The organism is Sphingomonas sp., from assembly GCF_048595155.1.
Classification (GTDB): domain Bacteria; phylum Pseudomonadota; class Alphaproteobacteria; order Sphingomonadales; family Sphingomonadaceae; genus Sphingomonas_I.
In genome coordinates this window covers 49,096-72,401 of record NZ_JBMDXN010000055.1, presented here as the reverse complement: position 1 = coordinate 72,401, position 23,306 = coordinate 49,096, and the positions used below count along the sequence as shown (strand labels likewise).

Annotated in this window: 16 protein-coding genes; 10 read left to right on the top strand and 6 right to left on the bottom strand. The window is 59.3% G+C overall.

Annotated features, from left to right (window positions below; genetic code table 11):
• Nucleotides 1-8 precede the first annotated feature (8 nt).
• A complete protein-coding gene (locus ACOJSI_RS09010; RefSeq protein ID WP_420137935.1) occupies nucleotides 9-1,559 on the bottom strand; it encodes a hypothetical protein in 1,551 nt (516 codons plus the stop codon).
• A gap of 718 nt (nucleotides 1,560-2,277) precedes the next feature.
• On the opposite strand from ACOJSI_RS09010, the gene ACOJSI_RS09005 reads away from it, so the two are divergent.
• The 10 genes from ACOJSI_RS09005 to ACOJSI_RS08960 all read left to right on the top strand — a co-directional run bounded on the left by ACOJSI_RS09005 (nucleotide 2,278) and on the right by ACOJSI_RS08960 (nucleotide 16,554).
• A complete protein-coding gene (locus tag ACOJSI_RS09005) occupies nucleotides 2,278-2,673 on the top strand; it encodes an ArdC-like ssDNA-binding domain-containing protein (protein ID WP_420137934.1) in 396 nt (131 codons plus the stop codon).
• Nucleotides 2,674-3,185: 512 nt separating this feature from the next.
• Entirely contained in the window at nucleotides 3,186-4,373 is a 1,188-nt protein-coding gene (locus tag ACOJSI_RS09000) for a tyrosine-type recombinase/integrase (RefSeq protein ID WP_420137933.1), read from the top strand.
• Between the two features lie 306 nt (nucleotides 4,374-4,679).
• Nucleotides 4,680-5,084: a DUF3768 domain-containing protein gene (locus ACOJSI_RS08995; RefSeq protein ID WP_420137932.1), complete on the top strand. Its 405-nt coding sequence runs from the start codon at nucleotides 4,680-4,682 to the stop codon at nucleotides 5,082-5,084.
• A 2-nt stretch (nucleotides 5,085-5,086) separates the two neighbouring features.
• Entirely contained in the window at nucleotides 5,087-5,671 is a 585-nt protein-coding gene (locus tag ACOJSI_RS08990) for a hypothetical protein (protein WP_420137931.1), read from the top strand.
• A gap of 229 nt (nucleotides 5,672-5,900) precedes the next feature.
• Entirely contained in the window at nucleotides 5,901-6,662 is a 762-nt protein-coding gene (locus ACOJSI_RS08985) for a DUF805 domain-containing protein (RefSeq protein ID WP_420137930.1), read from the top strand.
• A gap of 61 nt (nucleotides 6,663-6,723) precedes the next feature.
• Complete coding sequence (locus tag ACOJSI_RS08980) at nucleotides 6,724-7,635, top strand: hypothetical protein (protein WP_420137929.1); 912 nt, start codon at nucleotides 6,724-6,726, stop codon at nucleotides 7,633-7,635.
• A 147-nt stretch (nucleotides 7,636-7,782) separates the two neighbouring features.
• On the top strand, nucleotides 7,783-10,626 hold the full coding sequence (locus ACOJSI_RS08975) for an SNF2-related protein (RefSeq protein WP_420137928.1): 2,844 nt from the start codon (nucleotides 7,783-7,785) through the stop codon (nucleotides 10,624-10,626).
• Between the two features lie 3 nt (nucleotides 10,627-10,629).
• The gene (locus ACOJSI_RS08970; protein ID WP_420137927.1) at nucleotides 10,630-12,093 is read left to right on the top strand and encodes a GcrA family cell cycle regulator; all 1,464 of its coding nucleotides are present in this window, start codon (nucleotides 10,630-10,632) and stop codon (nucleotides 12,091-12,093) included.
• 2 nt (nucleotides 12,094-12,095) lie between these two features.
• Nucleotides 12,096-13,838 carry a site-specific DNA-methyltransferase gene (locus tag ACOJSI_RS08965; protein ID WP_420137996.1) on the top strand — a complete coding sequence of 581 codons (1,743 nt, stop codon included), beginning with the start codon at nucleotides 12,096-12,098 and terminating at the stop codon, nucleotides 13,836-13,838.
• Nucleotides 13,831-16,554 (top strand): DEAD/DEAH box helicase family protein, encoded by a 2,724-nt coding sequence (locus ACOJSI_RS08960; protein WP_420137926.1) that lies wholly within the window; start codon nucleotides 13,831-13,833, stop codon nucleotides 16,552-16,554. The genes ACOJSI_RS08965 and ACOJSI_RS08960 overlap by 8 nt, the downstream gene beginning before the upstream one ends.
• Nucleotides 16,555-16,882: 328 nt before the next feature.
• Here the strand turns inward: ACOJSI_RS08960 and ACOJSI_RS08955 are convergent, their stop codons facing one another.
• The 5 genes from ACOJSI_RS08955 to ACOJSI_RS08935 all read right to left on the bottom strand — a co-directional run bounded on the left by ACOJSI_RS08955 (nucleotide 16,883) and on the right by ACOJSI_RS08935 (nucleotide 23,279).
• On the bottom strand, nucleotides 16,883-17,458 hold the full coding sequence (locus ACOJSI_RS08955; RefSeq protein ID WP_420137925.1) for a recombinase family protein: 576 nt from the start codon (nucleotides 17,456-17,458) through the stop codon (nucleotides 16,883-16,885).
• Between the two features lie 420 nt (nucleotides 17,459-17,878).
• Entirely contained in the window at nucleotides 17,879-20,161 is a 2,283-nt protein-coding gene (locus ACOJSI_RS08950) for a Calx-beta domain-containing protein (RefSeq protein ID WP_420137924.1), read from the bottom strand.
• Nucleotides 20,162-20,452: 291 nt separating this feature from the next.
• Nucleotides 20,453-21,463, bottom strand: a complete 1,011-nt coding sequence (gene virB11, locus ACOJSI_RS08945; protein ID WP_420137923.1) for a P-type DNA transfer ATPase VirB11 — start codon at nucleotides 21,461-21,463, stop codon at nucleotides 20,453-20,455.
• Nucleotides 21,460-22,017, bottom strand: coding sequence for a TrbI/VirB10 family protein (locus ACOJSI_RS08940; protein ID WP_420137922.1), 558 nt, complete (start codon nucleotides 22,015-22,017; stop codon nucleotides 21,460-21,462). The genes virB11 and ACOJSI_RS08940 overlap by 4 nt, the downstream gene beginning before the upstream one ends.
• A gap of 578 nt (nucleotides 22,018-22,595) precedes the next feature.
• Nucleotides 22,596-23,279, bottom strand: coding sequence for a TrbG/VirB9 family P-type conjugative transfer protein (locus tag ACOJSI_RS08935; RefSeq protein ID WP_420137921.1), 684 nt, complete (start codon nucleotides 23,277-23,279; stop codon nucleotides 22,596-22,598).
• Nucleotides 23,280-23,306: the final 27 nt, after the last annotated feature.

Below are 23,306 nucleotides of genomic sequence, written 5' to 3'. Positions count from 1 at the left end.
AACGGCGATCAAGCAATGATGACGGGCGACCGATATTTCACGTCCAGCAACAGGTCGCCTCTTGGTGAAAAGCGCGGCGTGGTAAAGAGGAAGTCCTGGTCGCCCGGCGGAATGAATTCGAAGTGGGCGAGCCGCATCTCGAGCGCGGAGAATGCATCGGCAAGCACCCTGCTGATGTGATCGGTCATCTGCTCGGTCTCGCGCTCGCACATCTCCTCGGGCGCATTCTGGCCCAGCACCTTGCCGATCGCGCGATCGACATCGCGGGTCCAGCTATGCTCGATTTCCTCGAACCGTACTTTCTCCCGGTCGAACTGCGGCCGGGGCGGAAAGAGCCTCGGCAAGAGCGAGAAGCCCAGTTCGTCGTCATTCTTTTCCTCAAACGTCAGCGTCAGACGCGAGCGTGCCTTGCTCGACCAGAGACCGCGGAAATCGGAAAGAAGACTGTGGCGCAAGGCCAGGGCGACGAAGACCTCGACCCGCAGATCGATGTCATAGCCGGCATTGTCGGGTTGGCGCTCCAGATCCATCTGCCAGATGACATCCTGGCGCACCTCACTGTCATATTCGAGCACGCCTCCCTCATAGATCCGGAGGTCGTGCCGGTGGGTAAAGAAGTTGGCCGAATGCTGACCGCGGAAAAACTGCTGCGGGTTCAAGGCGTCGCGCAGCGCATTGATGATCACTCCGCTGAAGTCCTCGCCGCGTATGGCCATGATGCCCGCGGTCATCCCGCCGCTGACAATCTTCCCCTCATCGACCCAGGGACCAAAGATGCCGGCACGCCCCTCTTCCTCGGACGGCAAAGAGGGGTCGGCGAAAGTGCCGAGATAATTGAGGGAACTCACCCGATTGTCGGTCGGGTGGGTGAAGATGTCGTGGGTGAAACGGGTTGGCGTCAGGGTCGATCGCCGCTGCGCCTGCGGTTTTACGTGCACCAGCGTACCGAGGATGCAGTCGCGCTTCGCCCCTTCCCGGAGAAGCTGGCCGAAACATTCGGAGATGATGCGGGCCTGATCGGCAGGGAAGGGCTCGTCCTTGGCGTTGCGGATGTCCATGCCGCGTTCGATCGCTGCGGGGTTCGAGAGATCGAGCAACAAAGCCTCGATCGAGATCTTGTCGTACGTGATGCCGTCGTTGCGGCGCGCTGCCGTGATCATCTCTTCTGCGCGCTCGGCAATGTCGGGATCGACTTTTGCGAGTTGCTCGATCGAGGCACGCTGCTTCTTGAGATCTACCGGAAAGGTTAAACTCGCGCCGTCCAGTTTGAGCTTCTGGCCGCCCGGGGTGGTGACAATCGCGCCGGAGGCGATGGGCAGTTTCACTTTGAGGTCGGCATGACCTTCGCGCCCGCCGGTCAGGGATATGCTGGGCGGCCCGAGCGTCGCCGTCAGCACATAGGCCTCGCCTCCACTTTTGTGATCAATTCTGATGTTATTATTGAGCGATTTAGCCTTGAGCCATATGCGCCATGCCGCGATGAATTGACTGTTGATGGCCATTTCGCAGAGCGAGAGGCACATCCCATATTTGATCAACACGTTCTTTGTGTCTGGCATCATCAATCCCCCGACGCGCATTTAGCTTAGATGCAGCAACTGCGCTTTTGAACATTCAAAATGGATGCAATTTACGCCACAGTGGATCACGTCGAGCGATCTTGCCCCTTACGCCGTTGATCGTTTTTTTCTCCGAGTGTGGGGAGCGCAGGAGCGATCGACCGGGCGATAGCTATCCGGGCTCTTTTGCAGCGCTGAGGTCTGGCCCACGACTTGAGTCTTCCTGACGCTGCAGGCGCGCGCGCGGTCAAACGGAACGCGGTCTGCGGCGCGCACACTTCCGGACGTCTGACGACGCCATCAGAGTGCGCCGCGTCTTGGTTAGCCGCGTGGGCACACGCGCGCGGCCCGGAGGACACGGCGGCGGCTGACCCCCAGGCGCGCGCGCACGCCGCCACGCCGGCCGGGCCGCTTGCGAGGGTGCGATCCTGATGAGGCTCCGGGCGGAGCCTTTGCGGCAGCGCGATCGCGCTGCGGGGCTGCGGTCACCGCGCGGACGCGCGGTGGCGTTGCCGTGCCCGGCACGGTGTGGCGGGGTGGGCGTCGCTTTCCGTTAGGCACGCCGCGGCGGGCGCAAGCTGCGCGATGCGCAGCTCCTCCACTGTCGTTGCGGCCTTTCAGGTGTTGCCTGCCGCTTGAGCCGGACTGCCGGCGCGCTCCTGCCGCCCACCCCGCCAGTCCGGCCGGGCCGTGGTGTGGTTTTGAAGGAGCCAGGACCATGGTCGGGATCAGCCAAGAGAACGTACGGACCAGCCTCTATGCCGAGGTGACAGCGCGGGTGATCGCGCAGCTGGAGCAGGGGCGTTTGCCCTGGGTGCAGCCGTGGGAGGAGACGGCGTGTGACTGCACCATGCCGCATAATGCGGGGACGGGCAGGGCCTATAGCGGGATCAACATTCTGATCCTGTGGGCGGCGGTGGTAGCAGGCGGCTATCGTTCGCAGCGTTGGCTCACGTTCCGACAGGCGCAGGCGGTAGGCGGTGGGGTGCGCAAGGGCGAGAAGGGCACGACCGTCTGCTATGCCGATCGCTTCACGCCAAAGGACGAGCAGGTGCGCGCGCTGGATGACGGGCGCGAGGCGCGTACGGCCGCGTCGTCCTTCGGAAGAATGTAGATCGGCTCGGCGGCGCGCAGACTGTCCGCAAGGCCGCGCGAACTATGGTCCCGCTGATGCGGGGCGGTGGCGCTCATTTGTGGCAGATGAGGCAGCCAAGCGCCGCTTCCGCGACCTCGCCTTGGACCTCTGTCATCTCGCTGACCCAGTCCCGGAACGAGGATCGGAAACCATGCACGGTCATCCTCAAATTCTCCCACACTGCTTCCCACATTTCAAATCGGACGAGGTGGGGTGCGGTGGGACAAAGAGGGAGCCGAATCACCCGAAAAACCGCTGTTTTCCAGCGTTTTTACGGATCTTTTCGGATTTTGGGAAATGACCCAGTGGCGGAGACGGAGGGATTATAACCATCCGTTCGCCATTGACCGCCGGAGACCTTAAAGCACTGAATTACTTGATATCGGGTAAACTGGGTGTCCGCCGTGCAGCGCTGAAGGTCGCCAAGAGCCAAGTTGAAAGTGGGCATAAAAGTGGGCATGAGTAAGCGCTAATCATGCTTCGGAGCTTTCATGTCGCGCGCGATCAACAAACTGACGGCTCGTGAGGTTCGCGCACTGAAGTTGCCTGGGCGGCACTCCGACGGGGGCGGCTTGTATCTCCGGATCACCCAGGGGGGAGGGCGATCCTGGGTGTTTATGGCCACTGCCGCCGGCAAACGCGTTGAAATTGGACTTGGGCCGGCGACATCTGTCAGCCTTGCGGCTGCGCGCAAGATTTCTGCTGATATGCGTGAAGCCATCGCCACGGGCAGCGACCCGAAGATCGTTATGGCTGCCAAGGCGCCGGAGACGGTGGTCACTTTCGGCGATTTTGCCGAGACATTTATCAGCGCAATTGAAGCCGGTTGGAAAAATCCGACGCATCGCAAGCAGTGGCGTACCAGCCTGCGCGACCACGCAAAGGCGATGCTCGACACACCCGTCGCGCAAATCAGCACAGATGATGTGCTTGGGGTGCTGCAACCCATCTGGCTGCGCCTCCCTGAAACTGCCAACCGTGTAAGGGGGCGTATTGAGCGGATCCTGGCGGCCGCCAAAGCGCGTGGCCTTCGTCCTAAAGATGCCACCAACCCAGCGCAGTTGCGCGGCCACCTCGATGTGCTCCTGCCGAAACAGTCCAAGCTTAGCCGAGGTCACCACGCAGCGCTTCCATTCCGGGCGGCACCCCAATTTATATCGGAATTGCGGGGCAGGACCGCCCTGTCAGCCAGGTGTTTAGAGTTCACGATCCTGACCGCTGCGCGCAGTGGAGAGGCGCTTGCGGCAGCCTGGGAAGAAATCGATTTTTCAGATAAAAGATGGACGGTTCCTGCTGAGCGCATGAAGGCGGGCGTTGAGCACGTAGTTCCGCTCTCGGATGCGGCACTTCAGGTTTTGACTGATTTGCGTGGGGATCAGCAGCACCCCAAAGGACGAATATTCGCTGTGAATGGCGCTATCCGAAGCAACATGGCGATGAGCATGCTGCTCAAGCGCATGGGATACAGCAACATAACCGTTCATGGATTCCGATCGACGTTCCGAGACTGGGCCGGTGATGTCACTACGCACCCTCGGGAGATAATTGAGTCCGCATTGGCGCACACTATCCAAAACAAAGCTGAGCGCGCCTATCGACGCGGAACTGCTGTAGAAAGACGACGGGCCTTGATGAATGATTGGGCGGGGTATTTGGGAAATGAAACGCTCCTTGGGTAAGCTGCCGTGGTCGTTTGGCAGCGACAGCTATTTCCCCAATTGCGAGCTGTTCACATAGCGATTACCCCGATTACTGGTGGCCTTAACTGCGCTAACTATCTCAAATAAAAACGTTATTGCTCTAGCGTGGCATTTTTGCTATACCACTTTTGCTGGCAGCTGCATGCCGCAAGCGCTTCAACCCCAGCAAAACGCATTCGGGCAACCGGCCCGAGGCTGCCTCGCGCGGCTTTGCGTCAACGTGGCCGTAGCTCCGTCCCGACCACGGTACGCTCGGCTTGAGCTGACCAGCTCCCACTAACAATCATGTTCAGAAAGGCCGCAGCGATGCCTCGCAGCGAACAGGAAAGCTATGCTCAAAACAGATTGCGCGCGTCCCAGCTTGATCAGCGCAAGGCGCACATTCGCCGACTGAATGATGCGCTCCGGACGGAAATGCGCGGCGGCCGGATGGTGATAACCAGCGGCGTCCGGTCGCTAGGCCCCATATTGCTTCAACGGGTCCTTGAGGCGGTCGCGGCTTTCCGGAACTTCGCCGCGGATAATGACCCCTACGGCGAACGGGATTTCGGTGCGGTGGACGTCGGGCGCCACAGGATTTTCTGGAAAATTGACTATTACGACAAGACGTTGACGTGCGGTTCCCCCGACGCTGCCGACCCTGACGTAACAGCCCGCGTGCTCACCATCATGCTCGCAAGTGAGTACTAAGCATGGCACAGCAGAGGGAAATTAGCGTCCCCGGGTATGGCGCGCTGAAGCCGTTGCAGCAGGGGGCGCTGGATCGACTATGCGGCCTTTATTGCATCATCAACGCAGTCGCGCTGGCTGCGTATCCCCTCCAGCCCCTCCAGCCCCGGCAGCGCCGACTGCTGTTCGATGAAGGCATTCGTTTCTTGGGCCGCCGCCGCCGTTTGGAACTGGCGAGCCTGGACGGAATGAATGAACGTTTATGGATGCACCTACGCGATCATTTGCTCACCACGCTTGGTCCGATTGGCGGCGCGCAGTCCAAGGCGGTGTCGATCTACCCAAGGGGGCGTCCCGACTGCGTGGACAGTGCGCTGGCAGGCCTATTCAAAACCATTGATGCGGGTGCGCCGGTGCTAACGCTCCTCTGGGGGGTGTATAACCATTGGACCGTCGTGGCCGGCTACACCCCGTCGAAATTGTTGCTGTTTGATAGTGGCGGTCTTCAATGGGTAAACATCCGCTCAATAGGCTTGCGTCACCCGCGCCATAAAGGACGCCACAAGCTCACGTGGCGCAGTTCGGCGGGGATCGTTTTCGAGGTCTAACCGACCGCGTGGACAACGCTGGCTGACCAACGTACACCATCCCAGTCGCTCCGATCTTAGTCGTGAGGAGCGATCCGCGTGAGGCGGTGACCGTAGGCTCTCGACCGTAAGGTCGGGCGGCCTGCGAAATATAATACCTTCGGGGAATACGCGGGGCGCGTTTCCTACGGTCACGCGCGACTAACCGACCCGGCTTTTCGGGGCGGGGCGCGGTGACCGTGGGGGAATCATGCTCGGCCGTTTGCCACCAAACGCCAATGCCATGCCGCGCGCCTTAGGCTGCGGCGATCCCCTCTCCCGTTCAACAATGTTTCGGCTGCCAGTGCATGCATTCATGCGTGCGGCCGCTTTCCAATCAGGGGACAGTTACATGCCTATTACGAGGGCGTTTCGCCGTGCGTTCGAGTTTTCCGGTCGCTCTGGGCGCGCAGAATATTGGCAGTTTATAGCACTAATGGCTGTACTGGTTGCGATCGCGCTTACGTTCGATATCGCGGCGGACGCCAGCTATCCCACGCTAACTATCTTGGTGATGCTGGTATTTGTTATCCCCGCCTATTCCGTGACGGCCCGCCGGCTCCACGATCGCGGTTATTCCGGCTGGTGGCTAGGCGTTCTTTGGATCTTCAACGGGATCAACGCCATGTTGGTGCACCTGAAGGCCCAGGCCGCGTTCAGGCCTATGGAGACAGTCTACACCGCGCTAGGGTTTGTATGCTTGGCCGGCGTGCTTTGCATAAGCGGCTTCTTGCTCTTCCAGGTCTGCTTACGCGGGGACGCAGGTATTAATCGCTTCGGCGCTCCGCCAAGCGTCGTCACAACCGACGCATCAGCCTCTGATGTGGGTGCTCGCGCGACGGCATTCGTATCGAAGCTCGGTCAAGGCGACCCCCTCACGCAGATCGAGCGCCTGTCCAAGCTCCATCAAGCCGGAGCGCTTACTGATCAAGAGTTCGGCGAACAGAAGGCCGCGCTGCTCAAACGGCTCTGATCATGCGTAGCGCCCGGACATCGGGTGCAATCGCCTCCCACCTCTCGTTCCAGGGATATTTATGCGCAAATCAATTCGCGCGCTGATGATGCTCGCCCCCATGATGCTTGGGGGCTGCAATTACCTAAACGCGCCGTCAGCCAGCTTTGTGAATCGCTGTTTCCGGTTGCCTTCCAGCGGAGCCATCGGCGGGCCACTTGCGACGCTCTTGGAGGGATTCAAGAGTCATGGTTTCGCGGTGTCGTGGTCAAGGAGCCCCGAGCATGCGTTCATTCTGCATGCCAGCAAAAGGAACTCCGCAAACGGCGAGACCCACGTTTTAACGTTTGTCCTGAACCCAACCGACGGTAAGCTACCCGATGAAAAAGGATGCGGCCCGGACAGCATTATCCCGTCCGATTTCACCGTCGATGGCGAAGAGCAGGGCGCATTTGCCAGTGACCAGTTTCTCGTCGGCATTATGGAGGATTTAATTAGAGCGAGGGATGCTTCGAAGAGTATAGGCCCAGCGAATGCGCCTCCAGTGCCGCATCCAACGCGAGAGACCGTCGCCAATTCAGTGGATGACAATGAGGCTGGCGACGCCGAAATCGTCGGTGATGACGAAGACTATTATGGCGAGCTACAGCAGCAAAATCTGCGCAAGCGGATACTGATCCAGCAGGGGGGAGCTACCTACTGCTGCCTGAGTCTTCGCGATATCATGGACCGCTTCCAGGAGCAGGGGGCTTTGGCGATCCTCCTCCCCTCCGAGGACGGGACCGCGACAGTAGAAGTCAAAGCGCCTCGCGGCAGCTGGCGAGGTTTGAAAAGACTCACCCTGGAGTTTGCGACCGCACCAGATAGGAAGCGGCTATTTCTTCAATCCGCGAAGAGCGACGACCGAGAGATTGCGACGTTTGATGGCGCCGGCGACCGGTCTACCTTCGTGCTGCTCAACGAGCAGTTCAATTTGCATCAGAGCCCCGGATGATGGATCAAATAAACCCGCTTCTCCTAGCAATCAACTTACGCGAAACTCCTCTATCCTTGGGCATACTCGGCGAATATGACTGCAATGTACCGACCCGCTGAGGCGAGGCGGAGGTGGATAGCAGTCAAAAAGTGAACCGGGGGGAGAATGTCTGAATACCTGCCAATCCAGGCGCACTATCACGCGCATCGGCTGACCGTCGCCGGAACTGCCGAAGATGCCTTCACCCGATCGCTGACCTCAGCTCGCGTGGAGATGAACCCGCATCAGGTGGACGCCGCGCTTTTCGCATTGAAGTCGCCCTATGCCAAAGGCGTATTGCTGGCGGACGAAGTGGGCCTCGGCAAAACTATCGAGGCAGGCTTGGTGATCTCGCAGAAATGGGCCGAGCACAAACAGCGCATCCTGCTCGTCGTGCCGGCATCGCTCCGCAAACAGTGGCAACAGGAGCTGTTCGAGAAGTTCTCGATCAAAAGCCACATCCTCGAAGCCAAAACCTACAACGACATGAAGAAGGGCGGTCAGCACCGGCCTTTCGAAGTAGGCGGCGGTGTCGTGATTTGCTCCTATGAGTTCGCGGCCCGGAAGGCGGACGATATCCGCAGACCAAAGTGGGATCTGGTGATCTTTGACGAGGCCCATCGCCTCCGCAACGTCCATCGGAAGAATACGGCGAAGGGCGCGAAGGCTTTGAAGCAGGCCACGGAAGGCTTCTTCAAGATACTGCTTACCGCGACGCCGCTCCAGAATTCGCTGATGGAGCTGTTCGGCATCGTCTCGATGATCGACGATACCCACTTCGGCGGGGAAAATGCGTTTCGCGCGCAATATGCCGGAGCCGCCGCGACGCCGGCCTCACAGGAAATCCTCCGCGAGCGGTTAAAGCCGATCTGCAATCGGACGCTGCGCCGTCAGGTTCAGGAAGCCGGCCATATCAACTTCCGGCAGCGCCATGCGGTTACCTTTCAGTTCGAGCCCTATGACGAGGAGACGACGCTTTACGAGATGCTGTCGGAATATCTCCAAGATACCGGCACCATTGCCTATGGCGGCCGCAACAACGCCCTCGTTGTGTTGCAGGCCAGAAAGATGCTCGGGTCATCGACCCGTGCCGTTGCCCGCTATCTGGAAACGCTGCTGGAGCGGCTTCGCAGCAAACAGCGCGCCACCCCGGACATGACCGATGACCTCGAGGACGCGTTCGAGGAAGATCGCGAGACGTTGGACGATGAAGAAGAGTTCGACGAGGAGCCGATTGATCCGGCAAAGCTCGCCGCGGAAATCGCTCACGTCGAAGCCATGCGCGACCTCGCGGTTCGGATCGGTTCGAACGCCAAGGGAGAGAAGCTGGTCCAGAACCTGCCCGACGTGCTGGATCAAATCCGCGACAAGGGCGGCAAGCGCAAGGCGGTGATCTTCACCGAGAGCGTCCGCACGCAAAATTACCTCCGCGATTTGCTCACGGCCAATGACTATGCGGGGCAGATCGTGCTGATGAACGGCTCGAATAACGACGACGACAGCAAGGAAATTTACGCGGCGTGGAAAGAGCGCCATGCGGGCACTGACCGCATCTCGGGATCGAAGACCGCCGATATGAAGGCGGCAATCGTCGAGGCGTTCAGGAGCGACGACAAGGCAATCCTGATCGCCACGGAAAGCGGAGCCGAGGGCATCAACCTCCAGTTCTGCTCGCTCCTCATCAACTACGACCTGCCGTGGAACCCGCAGCGCGTCGAGCAGCGGATTGGCCGCTGCCATCGTTACGGCCAGTTGGTCGACGTCACCGTCGTCAACATGCTCAACATGAAGAACCGCGCCGAAGCGCGCATCCATGAGCTTCTGGAGCAGAAGCTTCATCTGTTCGAGGGCGTCTTCGGGTCTAGCGACGAAGTGCTCGGCATCCTGACGGACGGCATTGATTTCGAAAAGGAAGTGCTGCGGATCGTTCAGAGCTGCCGCAGCGCCGACGAGGCCGACCGCGAGTTCGACGAACTGACCGCACGCATTCAGGACAGCATCGACGCGGACCTCGCCGTGGCCCGCGCTAAGGTTCTGGAGAACATGGACGCCGATGTCGTCGCCAAGCTCCATCGCCGCAACGAGGCGCTGGCGCAGATATTGCCCGAGTTCAAACAGCGCCTGCTCATGGTTGCGAAGGCCGAGCTGCCTGACGCCGATTTCCCCGCGCCGGACAGCGAAAGCTTCGGCTGGGACGGTAAGCAGTGGACGACGAAGTGGCCGCTAGCCGATGAGAATGATTGGCAGTTCTTCCGCGTCAACGAGGGGCTCGGCAGCGATCTGATCGAGCGCGCCAAGGCTCGCGCGTCGAACGATGGTGCGGAAGTTGTGCGCTTCGATCCGGCTAACTATCCCTATGCGGGCCAGCTAGGCGGCGTCGTTGAACTGGCGGGCCAATCCGGCTGGATGCGCGCCTTTAGAGCCATCATGCCAACCCCCGGTGCTGAACGAGAGGAAATCATCGTCGTCGGCGAAACGGACGGCGGTGAACTCGTCACGCCGGCAGTCTGCGACAAGATGATGATGGCGCCGGCGCAGTCGGATGGCCGCATGGAAGAAGGCGTCCCGCACGACCGGCTGACGCAGCTTCAAGATTTCGAGTTCGGCCACTTCTCCGAACGGATGAAGCAGGAAAACTATGCTTGGCTGATCGAGGAGGAAGAGCGCCTCGGTCGCTACGCCCGCGACATGGAAATCGAAATCGAAGCGCAGATCGCCACGGTCGATGATGAATTGAAGGATTTGAACCGGCAGAAGCTCTCTCCGCATCTCGGCATGGAGGAGAAGGTCGCTGTCATGCGCGATATCCGCAAAAAGGAGGCAGCACGCGACGAGCTAAAGATGAGCCAGTTCGAGGCGAAGAAGAAGATCGGCAAGGAAATCAACGAGCGGCTCGACGAGTTCTCCGACTTGCTGGACCGTCAGCCCCGCGTCGAGGAGCTGTTCACGCTGCGCTGGTCAGTAGCGTGATCCATGCTGGAGGAGTTCCGCCAAGCACCGCTTTGCATGGAACTGGACCTCGATACCTATGAGGGGCACTGGTCGCATGTCGTGCGGTTTCGCGGTGAGAACGGTTGGCTTCTCGGGGCGGAAGCCACCCTCGAAAGCGCCACGGAAATCTATCGCACCGTGATCGTCGCGGCGTGTGACGAATGGGAAAATCCCATTCCCGCCTTTCAGGCGGCGAATTTGCTCAAATGTTCATGGTCCGATCTCGGCCCCTGTTTCGAGCATCCGCCCGAGCTACTCGATGAACTTCTCTGCGAGGAAGAAGGTCAGGTTTATGCGCGCTGGCAGCGCGAGACGAACTCGGCCCTGCAACGCCACCTGATCGCCACCGACGAGCGTGTTGCCGCCGTGGAAGCGCGGGCGCGGATGGCGACCGATCGGCTGATGCGCCAGATAAACGACCTGCGCCGCCGTCGGCGTTTCCCCGAGCTGACCATCGAGGCCCGCTCGATTTTCGACAAGCTTATCGCCGATCTGGACGCGGAGAGCGATGCCATTTTCGAGGACAGCCGAGCGGAGGTGGCGCAAATCCGGTCGAACGCGACGAGGTCGGAAGAAGCGTTGTGGCGGCGGGAGGAAGTCATAATCGAGGTGGAGCCGATCTTCGTGGTGCGCTGGCATGGCGTTGGGGCGATCCGCCCGCGTAATCCGCTTGCGCCTGAACACGGTGCTGGCGGCGCGAGCCTGCGCCGCGTCCAAGGTAGGGAATTGCGCCTGCATGAAGAGCGCCGGGCGAAAGAGGCGCGCGAGCGTGCGCGACTTGTCGAGCAGGCGCGGAAGAAGGCGGAAGCCGAGGCCGCCGCCCAGAAGGAACGGGAGCAGCTCGCGCTCGCTTCGGAAGAATCTGCCTCTCAGAATAGCAGCCGCAACGACCTGCCCAAGGCGTCACCCGTTCTGCAAAAGCTCGCTGCGCCAGCGACGCACCCCACGCCAGAACCGAGCGAGACTTTCACACAGTCCGCGCCACCCCCAATCATCGAACCGTCGCCGCCGACCAACGGAAAGATCGTGGCAGAGCGCGACATGCTGATGGATATGCTGGCGGCGCTGGATGCGAAGGGGCAGAGGTTCTTTTCCGGCTCGCCCAAGTTCCGGCGATATCAGGAGCAACGGGCCGACTTGCTTCGCCGCATCGCCTCGCTGGACGGCTCGACCGCATCGCTGGTGGAAGCCTCTCCGCAGAGTGTGGAGCTTTCGCACACCGATCTTGAGGCAACTCCCTCGGGAGCTTGGCCTGCGGAGCGCGTCGCGCTGCTTCAGAAACTTTGGACGCAGGGTGCCTCGGCGGCTGACATCGGGAAACAGCTTGGCGGCGTCAGCCGCAATGCCGTCATCGGCAAGGCAAAGCGTCTCGGTTTGCCGATGCAATCACAAGCGGAGCTATCCGCGCGACACACTCTGGAGAACGGGCTAACGATCGCGCCATGACGATGAAGAAAACCAAACTTGAACTGACCTGGCCCGGCAAGGAGGAGCGCCCGAAGCTGGAGCCGCGCATCCTGATCGAGCACCCCGACAAGAGCTATCACGCAGCGACCCGGCGCGAGGGCGACCTGTTCGACAACCTGCTCATTAAGGGCGACAATTTGCTCGCGCTCAAGGCGCTGGAAGCGGATTACGCGGGCAAGGTGAAGTGTGTTTACATTGATCCTCCCTTCAATACGAAGCAGGCCTTCCCAAACTACGATGACGGAATGGAGCACTCGCTATGGCTCTCGCTAATGCGGGAACGCCTTAAGCACCTCCGCAACCTGCTAAGTGCGGATGGGACAATGTTTGTCCACATCGATGACAATGAATTAGCCTACCTGATGGTGGTATGCGACGAGATATTCGGACGATCAAACCGCATCAATGTTATTACGTTTAAGCAGGGGTCTGCGACTGGGCATAAGTCCATTAATCCGGGTGTCGTGACAACATCTAATTTCATACTGATTTACGCCAAAGATAAATCCCTTTGGAAACCAAATCGCGTCTTTTCTGCGCGCGCGTCACGCGACAAGCGGTATGGGCGGTTCATCGTAAATCGGGCCGATCACTATAGCCGGTGGAGGTTCACGACCCTTTCAGACGCATTCAGCCGTCATGTAGGCATACCGCAGAAGGAGTTGAAGAAGCGCCTCGGCGACGATCTGGAGCCACAGCTAGAGGCGTTTGTTGTCGAGAATGCCGAGAGTGTCATTCAGCCGGCTCGTCCAGATTATAATTCCGTGAGTGCCGCTGCGCGTGCCATGATCGACAAGTCTATGGCATCTCCTAAAGAGATATTTTGCCTTGAGCGCGCTGACCATGCCGATCTTTATCTGGTAGGAGGTCAGCGTTTGCTATTTTATTCCGATAAGCTGAAGTTGGTCGACGGACAGTATGTTGCGGGAGAACCGTTAACAACGATTTGGGACGACATACTTTCCAATAACCTCCATCAAGAAGGCGGGGTTGAATTTCCAAAGGGGAAGAAGCCGGAAGCCCTGATAAAACGCTGCTTCGATTTGGCGAGTGCGAAGGGCGAACTTGTGCTCGACAGCTTTGCCGGGTCTGGGACCACCGGCGCTGTCGCGCACAAGATGGGCAGACGCTGGATCATGGTTGAAATTGGCGATCATGCTGACACTCATGTCGCGCCACGTCTGCAGAAGGTTGTCGATGGCGTGGATCAGGGTGGCATCACTAAGGCTGTCGCCTGGAAAGGCGGCGGCGGCTTCCGTTACTACACGCTCGCACCCTCGCTGCTGGAAAAGGACCGCTGGGGAAATTGGGTCATCTCCAGCGAATATAACGGGCCGATGCTGGCGGAGGCCATGTGCAAGCATCTCGGCTTCACCTATGCGCCGTCACAGGACGAGGCGGAATATTGGCGGCACGGCCAATCGAGCGAGACAGACTTCCTTTACGTCACCACGCAGAGCCTGACGCACGAGGCCCTGCGCTTGCTCTCGGAAGAGGTAGGTCCGCGTCGGACGCTGATGATTTGCGCCAAGGCGTTCAGCGGCAATCTGGACGCGTTTGCCAACCTGACGTGCCGCAAAATACCATCTTCGATCCTCACCAAATGCGAATGGGGGCGCGACGATTATTCGCTGAACGTTGCGGCGTTGCCAGAGGCAGAACCGGAACCGGAGGATAGCGCCGGGCCGCTCTTTGATGCCGTGGAGGGCCAAGCCAATGGCTGAGGCCGATCCTATTACGCTGACGCCTAACCAGCGCGTTCGCCGTCAGGTCGCGCAGCGCCTTTCCTTGCGGAAGCCGCAGGAGGAGGCGCTGACGATCCTCGCGGACATTGCCGACCGGATCGACTGGAGCGGTGAGGTCGATACGGAGACGTTGCTCGCTGAAATTGCGGCCGCCTATCCATCGGTGGAAAGCTTCGAAAAGCTCAACTTTCCGTCGCTGTGCTTCTCGCTGGCGACGGGCGTCGGGAAGACGCGGCTCATGGGTGCGTTCATCGCTTATCTCTATCTCACCGGGCGGTCGAAGAACTTCTTCCTGCTCGCCCCCAACACGACGATCTATGACAAGCTGGTCGAGGATTTCTCGCGCCAGTCCTCGCCGAAATACGTCTTCCGGGGCATCGCCGAGTTCGCGCAGACGCCGCCCATCATCGTCACCGGCGACACATGGGACGAGGGACGCGGCATTCGCGGAACCCAGCTTATCGGCGATGCGATCATCAACATCTTCAACGTCGACAAGATCAACAAGGAGAAGGGCCGCATCCGCAGCTTCCGCGAGACGCTGGGCGAGAGCTATTTCGATTACCTCGCCGGCCTCGACGATCTGGTGATGCTGATGGACGAGGCGCATCGTTATCGCGCCAAGGCCGCCGCAAACGCCGTTTATGACCTCAAGCCGAAGTTGGGTCTGGAACTGACCGCGACGCCGAAGACCGTGGGCGCAAGCCCCAAGGACTTCCGCAACGTGATCTATCACTATGGCCTCGGGCAAGCGATGGCCGATGGCTATGTGAAGGAGCCGGCAGTCGCCACGCGCGAGAATTTCCGGCGTGCCGACTACGACGAAGCGCAGCTTGAGCGGATCATGCTGGAGGACGGCATCACCTATCACGAACAGGTGAAGGTGGAGCTGGAGCTATACGCGCGGCAATCGGGGCGCCCTTCGGTCCACCCGTTCATGTTGGTCGTCGCACGCGACACCAACCACGCCAAAGACCTCCACGGTTTTCTCGAAAGCGACGACTTCTTTCAGGGCAGCTATCGCGGTCGCGTGATCGAGGTTCACTCGAACCAGACCGGTGAGGAAAGCAACGAGGCGATGGCCCGGCTCGTCAGTCTGGAACACGACGCCCAGACCGATATCGTGATCCATGTGAACAAGCTGAAGGAGGGTTGGGACGTCACCAACCTCTATACCATCGTTCCGCTACGCGCGTCCGCATCGGAAATCCTGACCGAGCAGACCCTCGGGCGCGGCCTTCGCCTGCCCTATGGCGCGCGAACGGGCAACGAGATGGTCGATACGCTAACCGTCATCGCGCATGATCGCTTCGACGAGGTGATCCAAGAGGCGCGCAAGCCCAACTCGGTCATCGCCATGAAAACGCTCACCATCGGCAAAGGTGGCGACATCACGACCGAGCATCGGGAGGTCATTTCCGTGCCGACCGTTGCTGAGGCGATCTTCACAGGCTGGCAGCTCGATTTACTGGGCGACACTCCGGCGCGCGTGAACGATGAGCGCGCGGCCTATGTGCCGCCAACGCCAGAACAGGTGGCCTATGCGAACACGACGATGGAGTTCATCCGCGACAAATATGAGCGGACGCTAACCGGCGGCCTCGCCGATCTTCGCAATCCTGAGGTTCAGGCGCAAATCGCGCGTGACGTTCGGCAGGCGACACAAGCGGCGCAGGGAAGCTTCGACACCGTTCTCCCGCAGGCGGACGTGGAGCAATTGGTCGCGCAGATCGCGGCGTCCATTGCCGACAACAGTATTGAAATCCCCGAGATTGTCGTGCTGCCTAGCCGGGAGGTGAACTTCTGGTTTGACGACTTCGACCTCTGCAATCTCGACACGATCCGTTTCCGCGCCAGCTCCGATACGATCCTGATCCGCAATCTGCGGACGGACGTGCAGCGCGAGCTTGCCCGATCGCAGGACGGCCCACGCGAAAAGCGCGTGGAGAACTATGTGATCCGCCACCTGATCGACTTCCCCGAAGTGGATTACGACAGTCAGGCCGATCTCCTCTACAAGCTGGCTGGGCAGATGGTGGAGCGGCTGCGCGCCTATCTGCCCACCGAGGAAGAGGTGGAAGCCGTCGCGCTCGAACAGGGCAAGGCGCTTGCCCGTTTCATCTTTGATCAGATGCGCGATCATTACCGAGAAACGCCGGTGGAGTATCGGGCGCGGCGCGTGCGCTCGTTCAAGGCGCTGAAGTCTCAGCAGCTTGGCGTGAGCCTGACCAAGCGGCTTCCGCTTACCGAGGCCGCCAATCCTCTAGCATCGACGTCAAGCTACCTGTTCTACGGGTCGAAGAAATGCCCGTATCAGTTCCAGAAGTTTGATAGCGATCCAGAGCGCCGCTTCGCGGCGATCATCGACAGCGACCGGATGCCGCGCGTTCTGAAATGGCTTCGGCCCGCGACCGGCCAATTCGATATCGAATATGACCGCGGCCGCCGCTACGAGCCGGATTTTGTAGTGGAGTGCGACGACCGCAAGCTGATCGTCGAGGTGAAGGCCGAGCGTGAGCTTGACGATCCAGTGGTGCTAGAAAAGACCCGCGCTGCGCGTGCGTGGGTTGCTAACGCAAATGAGTTCGCGGCTGAGGGCGATGGCAAGCCTTGGTACTACATTCTGATCGCAGATACGCAGGTGACGGAAAGCCTGACCCTCGCTGGATTGATGGCACAATCGAGTCTTAGATAGTACCGCTACCAACTATCCAGGCATAGTTGACGTGGTGTTCGACGCTGCCCTTTACCACCGCCGTTTACCAACGCATTCGCGCTTTCAGATTCCCGCGTGAACACGCTGAACGGCGGAAATTAGGCGCCTAACGCCGTCACACCTAGCTGAACGAACCTCCGTTTACGCTCCCTAACCGAGAAAAAGTGGCCGTTCCGTACCCCCATTCCACGACATCGTCGTTACGGGAATGAAGAGGAACCGGGATCGAACGTCTGCCCTTCCATGGCCGCGACCGTGGTGGAAGGAGTGGTGGCGCGCTTTCGTTGTCACCTGCACTCGTTGGGACTTAGCCTCTGCAATACCGTGATACGGTTGCCTTCGAGATGCGGAAGTGTGCCATCGTCTGACTGATGCTAGCGGCATTTTCCTTCCGCCAGGATGCCACCGCGGAGGCGTTTGCAGCAGTTGGCCTACCCAGCCCATGCTTTCCACGATGCGTACGACCAGTTGCCGCTAGGGCGGCCTTCGCCGCATCGCGGCCGGCGTCACAGCGTTCCTTGATGCGGCCGCGCTCCATGTCAGCAATCTGCGCAAGAACCGCGACGATCAGCTCTCCTACCCCACGCCCAATCGGCCCAAGCCCCCGCACGTCCAGCGTAACTCCCGCTTCTAGCAATCGGCGTACCGTCGCCTGGACGTCCAATGCGTCACGTCCGAGGCGGTCCAAAGCCGCTACGCAGAGGGTGTCACCTTCTCGAATGTAAGCGAGCGCCTTGGAGAAGCCCGGTCGCTGCGCAGCCAATATAGCCCCGCTCACGCCCTCGTCCAAAAATTCTTTATCAAACCCATCGCCCAGCAAATGGCGCTGCGCTTCGATAGACTGGCCCTCGGTTGATACTCGGTAATAAGCAATGCGGCTCATAGATGGCCCGCCTCAAAAGTTACTGCAACTTTATGAGCCATGGGTCATATAGCGATCAAGTATCTTTTGGTGCATGCGTGGGGTAGCCAGGCGGGGTGACTCAAAACTTACAAGTTAAGACAGCGTGCTTTGGTGGACACCATGCAACATAGAAGAGCGTGCGCGGCCAGCTCGAGAGCGGCTAAATTTGGGCCGTACGCGGCTTGGCGACTTCTAGGGCTTCAACTGAGAGGTTGTATTCTCTCATCGGGTCCTGATTGAGTTTGCACCTCATAGCGTGGATTTGCCTGCTTGCTGCTCTATTATTAGGCTGATCGCTTGATAGACGCGGCAGAAAAAGCGCGAGCCGAATTGGCGGCCGGCGCCCGGGCGGCCAGAAGAAAATCGCGCTTCTGGCCGTTTCAGTCCCGGGTTCAACCGCTAAGATCCCGAAACGGATCCATTGTTGGTGATAGTGCACCCATTTAAATCTCCGTACAGCACGGCGCTGCCTGCGGGAGCACCGTTGCCGCCCCCCATTGACCCTTGCCCCTGGCCAGCAGCGCCGGCTACGCCATAATTGCCGCCTGCCCCTCCCTTGTTCGAGGCGGAGGCGCCCTGACCTGCAGTGCCGCCACGGGTAGCGGTACCCGCGCCGCCTGCGGCAGCGCCGGTGCCCCCCGCCGCGCCGGCAGCGCCATTGGGTGCACCACCGCCACCTCCTCCACCTGGCAAGCCAGAGACACTCCCGCCGCCGCCACCGCCACCGCCCTTTAAGGAGCCGCCGCTGTTAATCGTGATGGCAACAGGCGCATTGCAACGAATTGCCTCGCCCCCAACCTGCGCATTCTCCCCACGGCTCGACCCGTTACCGCCTTTGCCGCCTGTGCCTCCACCACCTCTCACCGTTCCATTCACCACTAAAGTTAGGGTTGCACCACTAGGCCAGGCACCAGTATCGATCCCCGCTCCGCCCCCGCCGAGCGGGGCAACCCCTCCCGGGTTTCCGGTGATCACAGCCCCGGCAGGTAGGATAAAATGATAGATGACGTTAGAGTTGCCCTGGTAACCTGAACCATCCGCAAGGTTTCGTAGGTTAACAGGGCCGCCAGCGCTCAAATTCAAGGTCTTCTCGATAGGCGCAAGTCCGTTGTCGAGTATCGTGCCCTCGCCCTGCGATCTTGATATAACTGACCCTCCGCTCGGCGCAGATAGATTAACGTAAAGATTTTCCGACGTCTCTGCGAGCTGATCCACGGTCGTGAAAACGGTAATGGTCTTGGCAGTATCATTCGGGCCGAACGTTAACGTTCCGGCCTGTCCATAATAATCCAACGGGGCGACAGCCGGAGGGTTTGCTGTGCCGTTCACGATGTCATACTTCAGAGTGTATGAAGAGAGTGTCGTCCCCGTCTTAGTAACCGTAAATATCAGATCGCCGCCCTCGGTTGCGGTCGCATCTGAAATAGCAAAACTGATTCCGTTTCCGGCAGCATCGTTGTCGGTGATCGTGCCCCAAGCCTGTGGCCTACTGATCGCGGCGCCGCCGGTTGCGTTTGACAAGTTAACATACATTCGTTCTTCCGGTTCAACAATGGTATCATCCACCGTTTGAATGAAAATTGTTTTAAGCTTCTCGTCTTTTCCGAATGTAAGCACACCGGACTTCGCAATATAATCTGATCCCGCCAAGGCCGATATATTTACGGTGTTATAGTTAAGCGAGATACTTCCAACTGCGGTTCCAGTTTTTTCCACGTTAAAAGTGAGAACACCGCCTTCTCCCACTGTAGGATCGTAAATAACAAAATTTACGCCACCATTTTGCGGGTCATCATCTATAATAGTTCCTAACCCCTGAGCTCTACTAATCGTTGCCCCGCCGGTTGCTGCTGAAATATTGAGGTACATTGTCTCAGTGCTCTCGAACGTACTATTATTTATCGTCGAGACCGTGATCGTTTTTGTTGTTTCACCTACTGAAAATATCAAATTGCCTGAGGCCGGTGCGTAGTCGGATCCGGACAGGGCGGTGTTGTTAGCCGTTGCGTAGCTCAAGGTCAGCGCACCAGTCGCAGCGCCGGTTTTAGTGACCGTAAAAGTTAGCACGCCTCCTTCGCTTATGATCGCGTCACCAATGGAAAAGCTGACACCTGCACCTGGAGGACCGGCATCAGTTATAGTGCCGACACCTTGTGCGCGGCTTATCGTCGCGCCGCCGCTTGGCGCGGACAGATTGACGTACATCGTCTCGGCATTTTCGACGGCCGTGTCGTTGACGGTCGAGATCGTGATGGTTTTGGTTGTTTCGCCTGCGGCGAATGTTAGCGTGCCGGAAGCCGCGGTGTAGTCGGAGCCGGATACGGCCGTGCTGTCTGCGGTTGCATAGTTAACCGAGAAACTGCCGCTTGCACCTCCCGTCTTGGTCACGGTGAACGTGAGCGCGCCACCTTCGCCGATCGTGGCGTCACTGATCGAAAAGCTCGGCGCACTGCCCACCGGAGCGGTCACCGTAACGTTGCTTCGATTGCCGGCAGCGTCGAAGCCATAGGTCGCGACCACGCCATCGGCCACCGATCCGCTATGCCCGACCTGCACAAGTCGGCCCAGCGCATCGTAAGTGTAGTTGATAGTTTCTTCTGCGCGCGCTGGCGCGATGCCAACTGCCCCCAAGGCCGCCAAGATAGCGAGGTATGAAGACCGCGACAGCAACTGCGCCGCCACTATTCGCCCCGCCCGAAAGCCCCTGCCGCACAGCGAGCGCGACACACGTCCGTCATATGACATTTATTGCCCCCCAAGAAAATCAGTTAAAGCAGGGCCACAGCGGGAATCTCGCTTTCACACTAGAGGTTCACTGATTCCCCGTTGATTGGCACGTTATTATTTGCAATATTACGGTCAATATCTGATATTACCGGAATGGATAATATGATTTTGTTTTAAAAACGGCGCGGAATTAATATATTACTTGCATAGGTTCGGGCGATGGCTATATGAAATATTATAATGCCATTATCTCCAATCTGCACGCGAGGCCACATGCTCGATATAGCGCCCCTGTGCCCCCCGCCGCAGCTGCACGAACAGATCAATGGTCTGGGTAACATAATGACGGACATCTTGCCGACTTAGCCCCGTTCCAGCCTGCAGGACGAGTAGTACCAGCTGCTCGACAGCCGCCTCTGGGCTGTCGGCGTGTATAGTTGTCATCGAACCGGGGTGACCCGAATTGATGGCCCGCAAAAACGCGAATGCTTCCGTCCCCCTCAGCTCGCCCAGAATTAAGCGATCTGGCCGCAAGCGCAGTGAGGCTGTCACCAGATCGTTCGCCGTCACGTAAGCTTCGCCAAGCTGCCCCCGAACGGCGAGCAATCCGATGTGATTGGGATGCTCGACCGAGACTTCGGGCGTATCTTCGATAAGAATTAGACGCTCTGCGTGAGGAACCTCACGTAGAAGCGCGTTTAAGAAAGTCGTTTTACCCGTCGACGTTCCGCCAGATATAAGAATGTTTTTTCGAGCCACCACAGCGTTCGCAAGATCCAGCGCGAGGTCGGGCTCGCCCGTTGTATTTTCTGGTGAGGCTGCAGTATCGTCGCCTCGCCCAAGCATTCGACGTTGCGTCTGAGAAAATGCGCCAATTCGGACATAATCCTTTAGGTTTAGCCGCTGCGCCACTTGCTTACGAATAGCTAGGACAAGATGATGTCGCGTAGCCGGCGGTGCAACGATCTGAATGCGTGAGCCATTTGGCAATGTCGCCGACAATAAGGGGTGCTCACGGCTAATGCCTTGATGCGTGAGCGCGGCGAGTTGCTTGGCAAGCCTGCCTAGCGTCACCTCGTCTAGACCTGGAACCAAATGTTGCTCTATTTTGCCACCGATGAGTTCCAGCCAGACCTCTTTGGGCTGATTGACATAGATGTCGGTGACATCCGATCGCGACAGATATTGCGCGAAAGGCGCCAGGCAAGCTCGAAGGTAGACACCTTGTTCCGCAACATCGTCAGCCTGTGTGCTCATTCCTGTGTTTCCGAGCCGAATTCGAGATCGCGGGCGACGAAAATGCTGATGCTTGTCCCAGCGGGCACCTTCAGTGTCGGCATTATCTGGGTTGCTTGCGGTGAGGCCGCCATCGATCCTTGAAGGGAGGTCGGCAAGGCGAGGATCACTGATCCAGAGACAGCCCGCGTCGCGAGCAACGTCCCGATCTCAAAACTGGACTGCAATACCGCACTCAGGATCCGTTGGGGGATGTGGTTGTTCACGCTTGCTCGCACGCCACCTCGCCCCACGGGATCCACAGCTGGCGAGTCTAATTCTATCGTAACTCCGTCCGGGCGCAGCAGCCTCGTCCAACTAATGATGGCCCGCTTCTGCCCGGGAGCCACATCAGACTGATATTGGCCAACTAGGCTGCTGCCCCGCGAAATTAGAACCTTTGAACCATCAAACCCGCGCACATCTCGCGATACGATCGCACGCGCGAAGCCCGGCCGCGTCGAATCGAAGGCGGTTTCGAGAACGGCTGGGATGAGCGTTCCTTGCGGCACAGTCGCGGCCTTATTTGCCAACATGCTGGAACGCACGCGAGCCGGCCCGCTAGCGGAGGAACTTAAACTGGCCTGGCTACCGCCACTAACCGCGGCTGTATCACCGCCAGCGTTCGATATGGTGTTATCGATAACGAGCGCGGCGCCGGCAGAATTCCGCGGAGCCTGACTGACTGCGGGGGTAGGCTGGGCTGGCGGTGGATAATATTGCGGCGGTGGCGACACGGGGGGCGCTCGATCATAATACGCGCGGATGGCCTCTCGGGACGGCGGGGTCGGCGGGGTGCTGCTCGGCGGCGGCGCGTTGGCAAGGGCCGCCGGAACGAACGCTGGAGCGATAGGTGATGTCTGGAGCGGCGGAGGATCCGCTATGGCCGGACCAACAGAGGAGAGGCCGGACCAGATCGACGGCTCCTCAGTCCCGCGGCGCCGAGCATTGAGCGTGGAAAAGAGCAGGACTGCAGCGAGAGCCCCACCTAATATGAGCGCTCCGCTCGATAATCCCCGGCGGGGCAGGCGTACGATCGGCCGGATATCCTCGCCAGGAGGAGTTACCCCCTCGGGAACTTCCTGCTCCTGCTTGGGCACCTTACGCTTCCACATCAGCGCGATTTCCTGGGGCGAAGCCTGGAGGCGGAAGCTACCCGCTGATCAATGCGGAAAATGAGCTTCTTAGCAATGCCGTCGGTCACGAAGCGATCGCCGCGCATGGTCCCATTGACCAGCTTCTCCGTTCCATCGTCATCGATCTGAAAGGTGGCCGGGATCGCGCGGTCAGCGGGCCAGCGCACATAGGTTCGTGTGCCATCGTCCGAAATCTCGCTCGGGCGTAGCGTACGGTCACCCGCCAATTTGTAGCGGCTGACGGGATGCGTCTCTGCCGAGGCCCCAATATTCCCACTCAGGGAAACGGAAGGTGCCGCAGGATATTTAAACTGCACAGTGTAGGCCACGTCTGGGCCCGCTTCGGCCACCGGCACCAGATCAAAATTATAGACACGTACGTTCGTGATTACGGTCATGTTTGTCGCAACGCCGCCCTGTGTCGGCTTGAGGAAGAGATGATCGCCGGCTTTATTGACGCTGACCTGCCACGCATTGGAATCGCCCAACGCCACGTTTTGGATTTGCTCGTCTGTGGAGAGTTCCACCGTCAGCTGGTAACCCGGAACACCATGTAGCTGCACGATCTGGCCGGGGTCATAGACAACCGTCTGTAACCGCGGATCGCCCGCTCCAGGATGTGGTCGGACCTGCGCGCGCACCGACGCTGCTGCGACTAGCATCAAAGCTATATGTGCACTGCTCCAAAG

Excerpts from the sequence above, each read along its gene's own strand:
- ACOJSI_RS08965 (WP_420137996.1), top strand. The coding sequence starts at position 12,096 with ATGAAGAAAACCAAACTTGAACTGACCTGGCCCGGCAAGGAGGAGCGC.
- ACOJSI_RS09010 (WP_420137935.1), bottom strand. The coding sequence starts at position 1,559 with ATGCCAGACACAAAGAACGTGTTGATCAAATATGGGATGTGCCTCTCG.
- ACOJSI_RS08980 (WP_420137929.1), top strand. The coding sequence starts at position 6,724 with ATGCGCAAATCAATTCGCGCGCTGATGATGCTCGCCCCCATGATGCTT.
- ACOJSI_RS08975 (WP_420137928.1), top strand. The coding sequence starts at position 7,783 with ATGTCTGAATACCTGCCAATCCAGGCGCACTATCACGCGCATCGGCTG.
- ACOJSI_RS08985 (WP_420137930.1), top strand. The coding sequence starts at position 5,901 with ATGCTCGGCCGTTTGCCACCAAACGCCAATGCCATGCCGCGCGCCTTA.
- ACOJSI_RS09005 (WP_420137934.1), top strand. The coding sequence starts at position 2,278 with ATGGTCGGGATCAGCCAAGAGAACGTACGGACCAGCCTCTATGCCGAG.
- ACOJSI_RS08935 (WP_420137921.1), bottom strand. The coding sequence starts at position 23,279 with ATGCTAGTCGCAGCAGCGTCGGTGCGCGCGCAGGTCCGACCACATCCT.
- virB11 (WP_420137923.1), bottom strand. The coding sequence starts at position 21,463 with ATGAGCACACAGGCTGACGATGTTGCGGAACAAGGTGTCTACCTTCGA.
- ACOJSI_RS08960 (WP_420137926.1), top strand. The coding sequence starts at position 13,831 with ATGGCTGAGGCCGATCCTATTACGCTGACGCCTAACCAGCGCGTTCGC.
- ACOJSI_RS08995 (WP_420137932.1), top strand. The coding sequence starts at position 4,680 with ATGTTCAGAAAGGCCGCAGCGATGCCTCGCAGCGAACAGGAAAGCTAT.
- ACOJSI_RS08955 (WP_420137925.1), bottom strand. The coding sequence starts at position 17,458 with ATGAGCCGCATTGCTTATTACCGAGTATCAACCGAGGGCCAGTCTATC.
- ACOJSI_RS08970 (WP_420137927.1), top strand. The coding sequence starts at position 10,630 with ATGCTGGAGGAGTTCCGCCAAGCACCGCTTTGCATGGAACTGGACCTC.
- ACOJSI_RS09000 (WP_420137933.1), top strand. The coding sequence starts at position 3,186 with ATGTCGCGCGCGATCAACAAACTGACGGCTCGTGAGGTTCGCGCACTG.
- ACOJSI_RS08990 (WP_420137931.1), top strand. The coding sequence starts at position 5,087 with ATGGCACAGCAGAGGGAAATTAGCGTCCCCGGGTATGGCGCGCTGAAG.
- ACOJSI_RS08940 (WP_420137922.1), bottom strand. The coding sequence starts at position 22,017 with ATGTTGGCAAATAAGGCCGCGACTGTGCCGCAAGGAACGCTCATCCCA.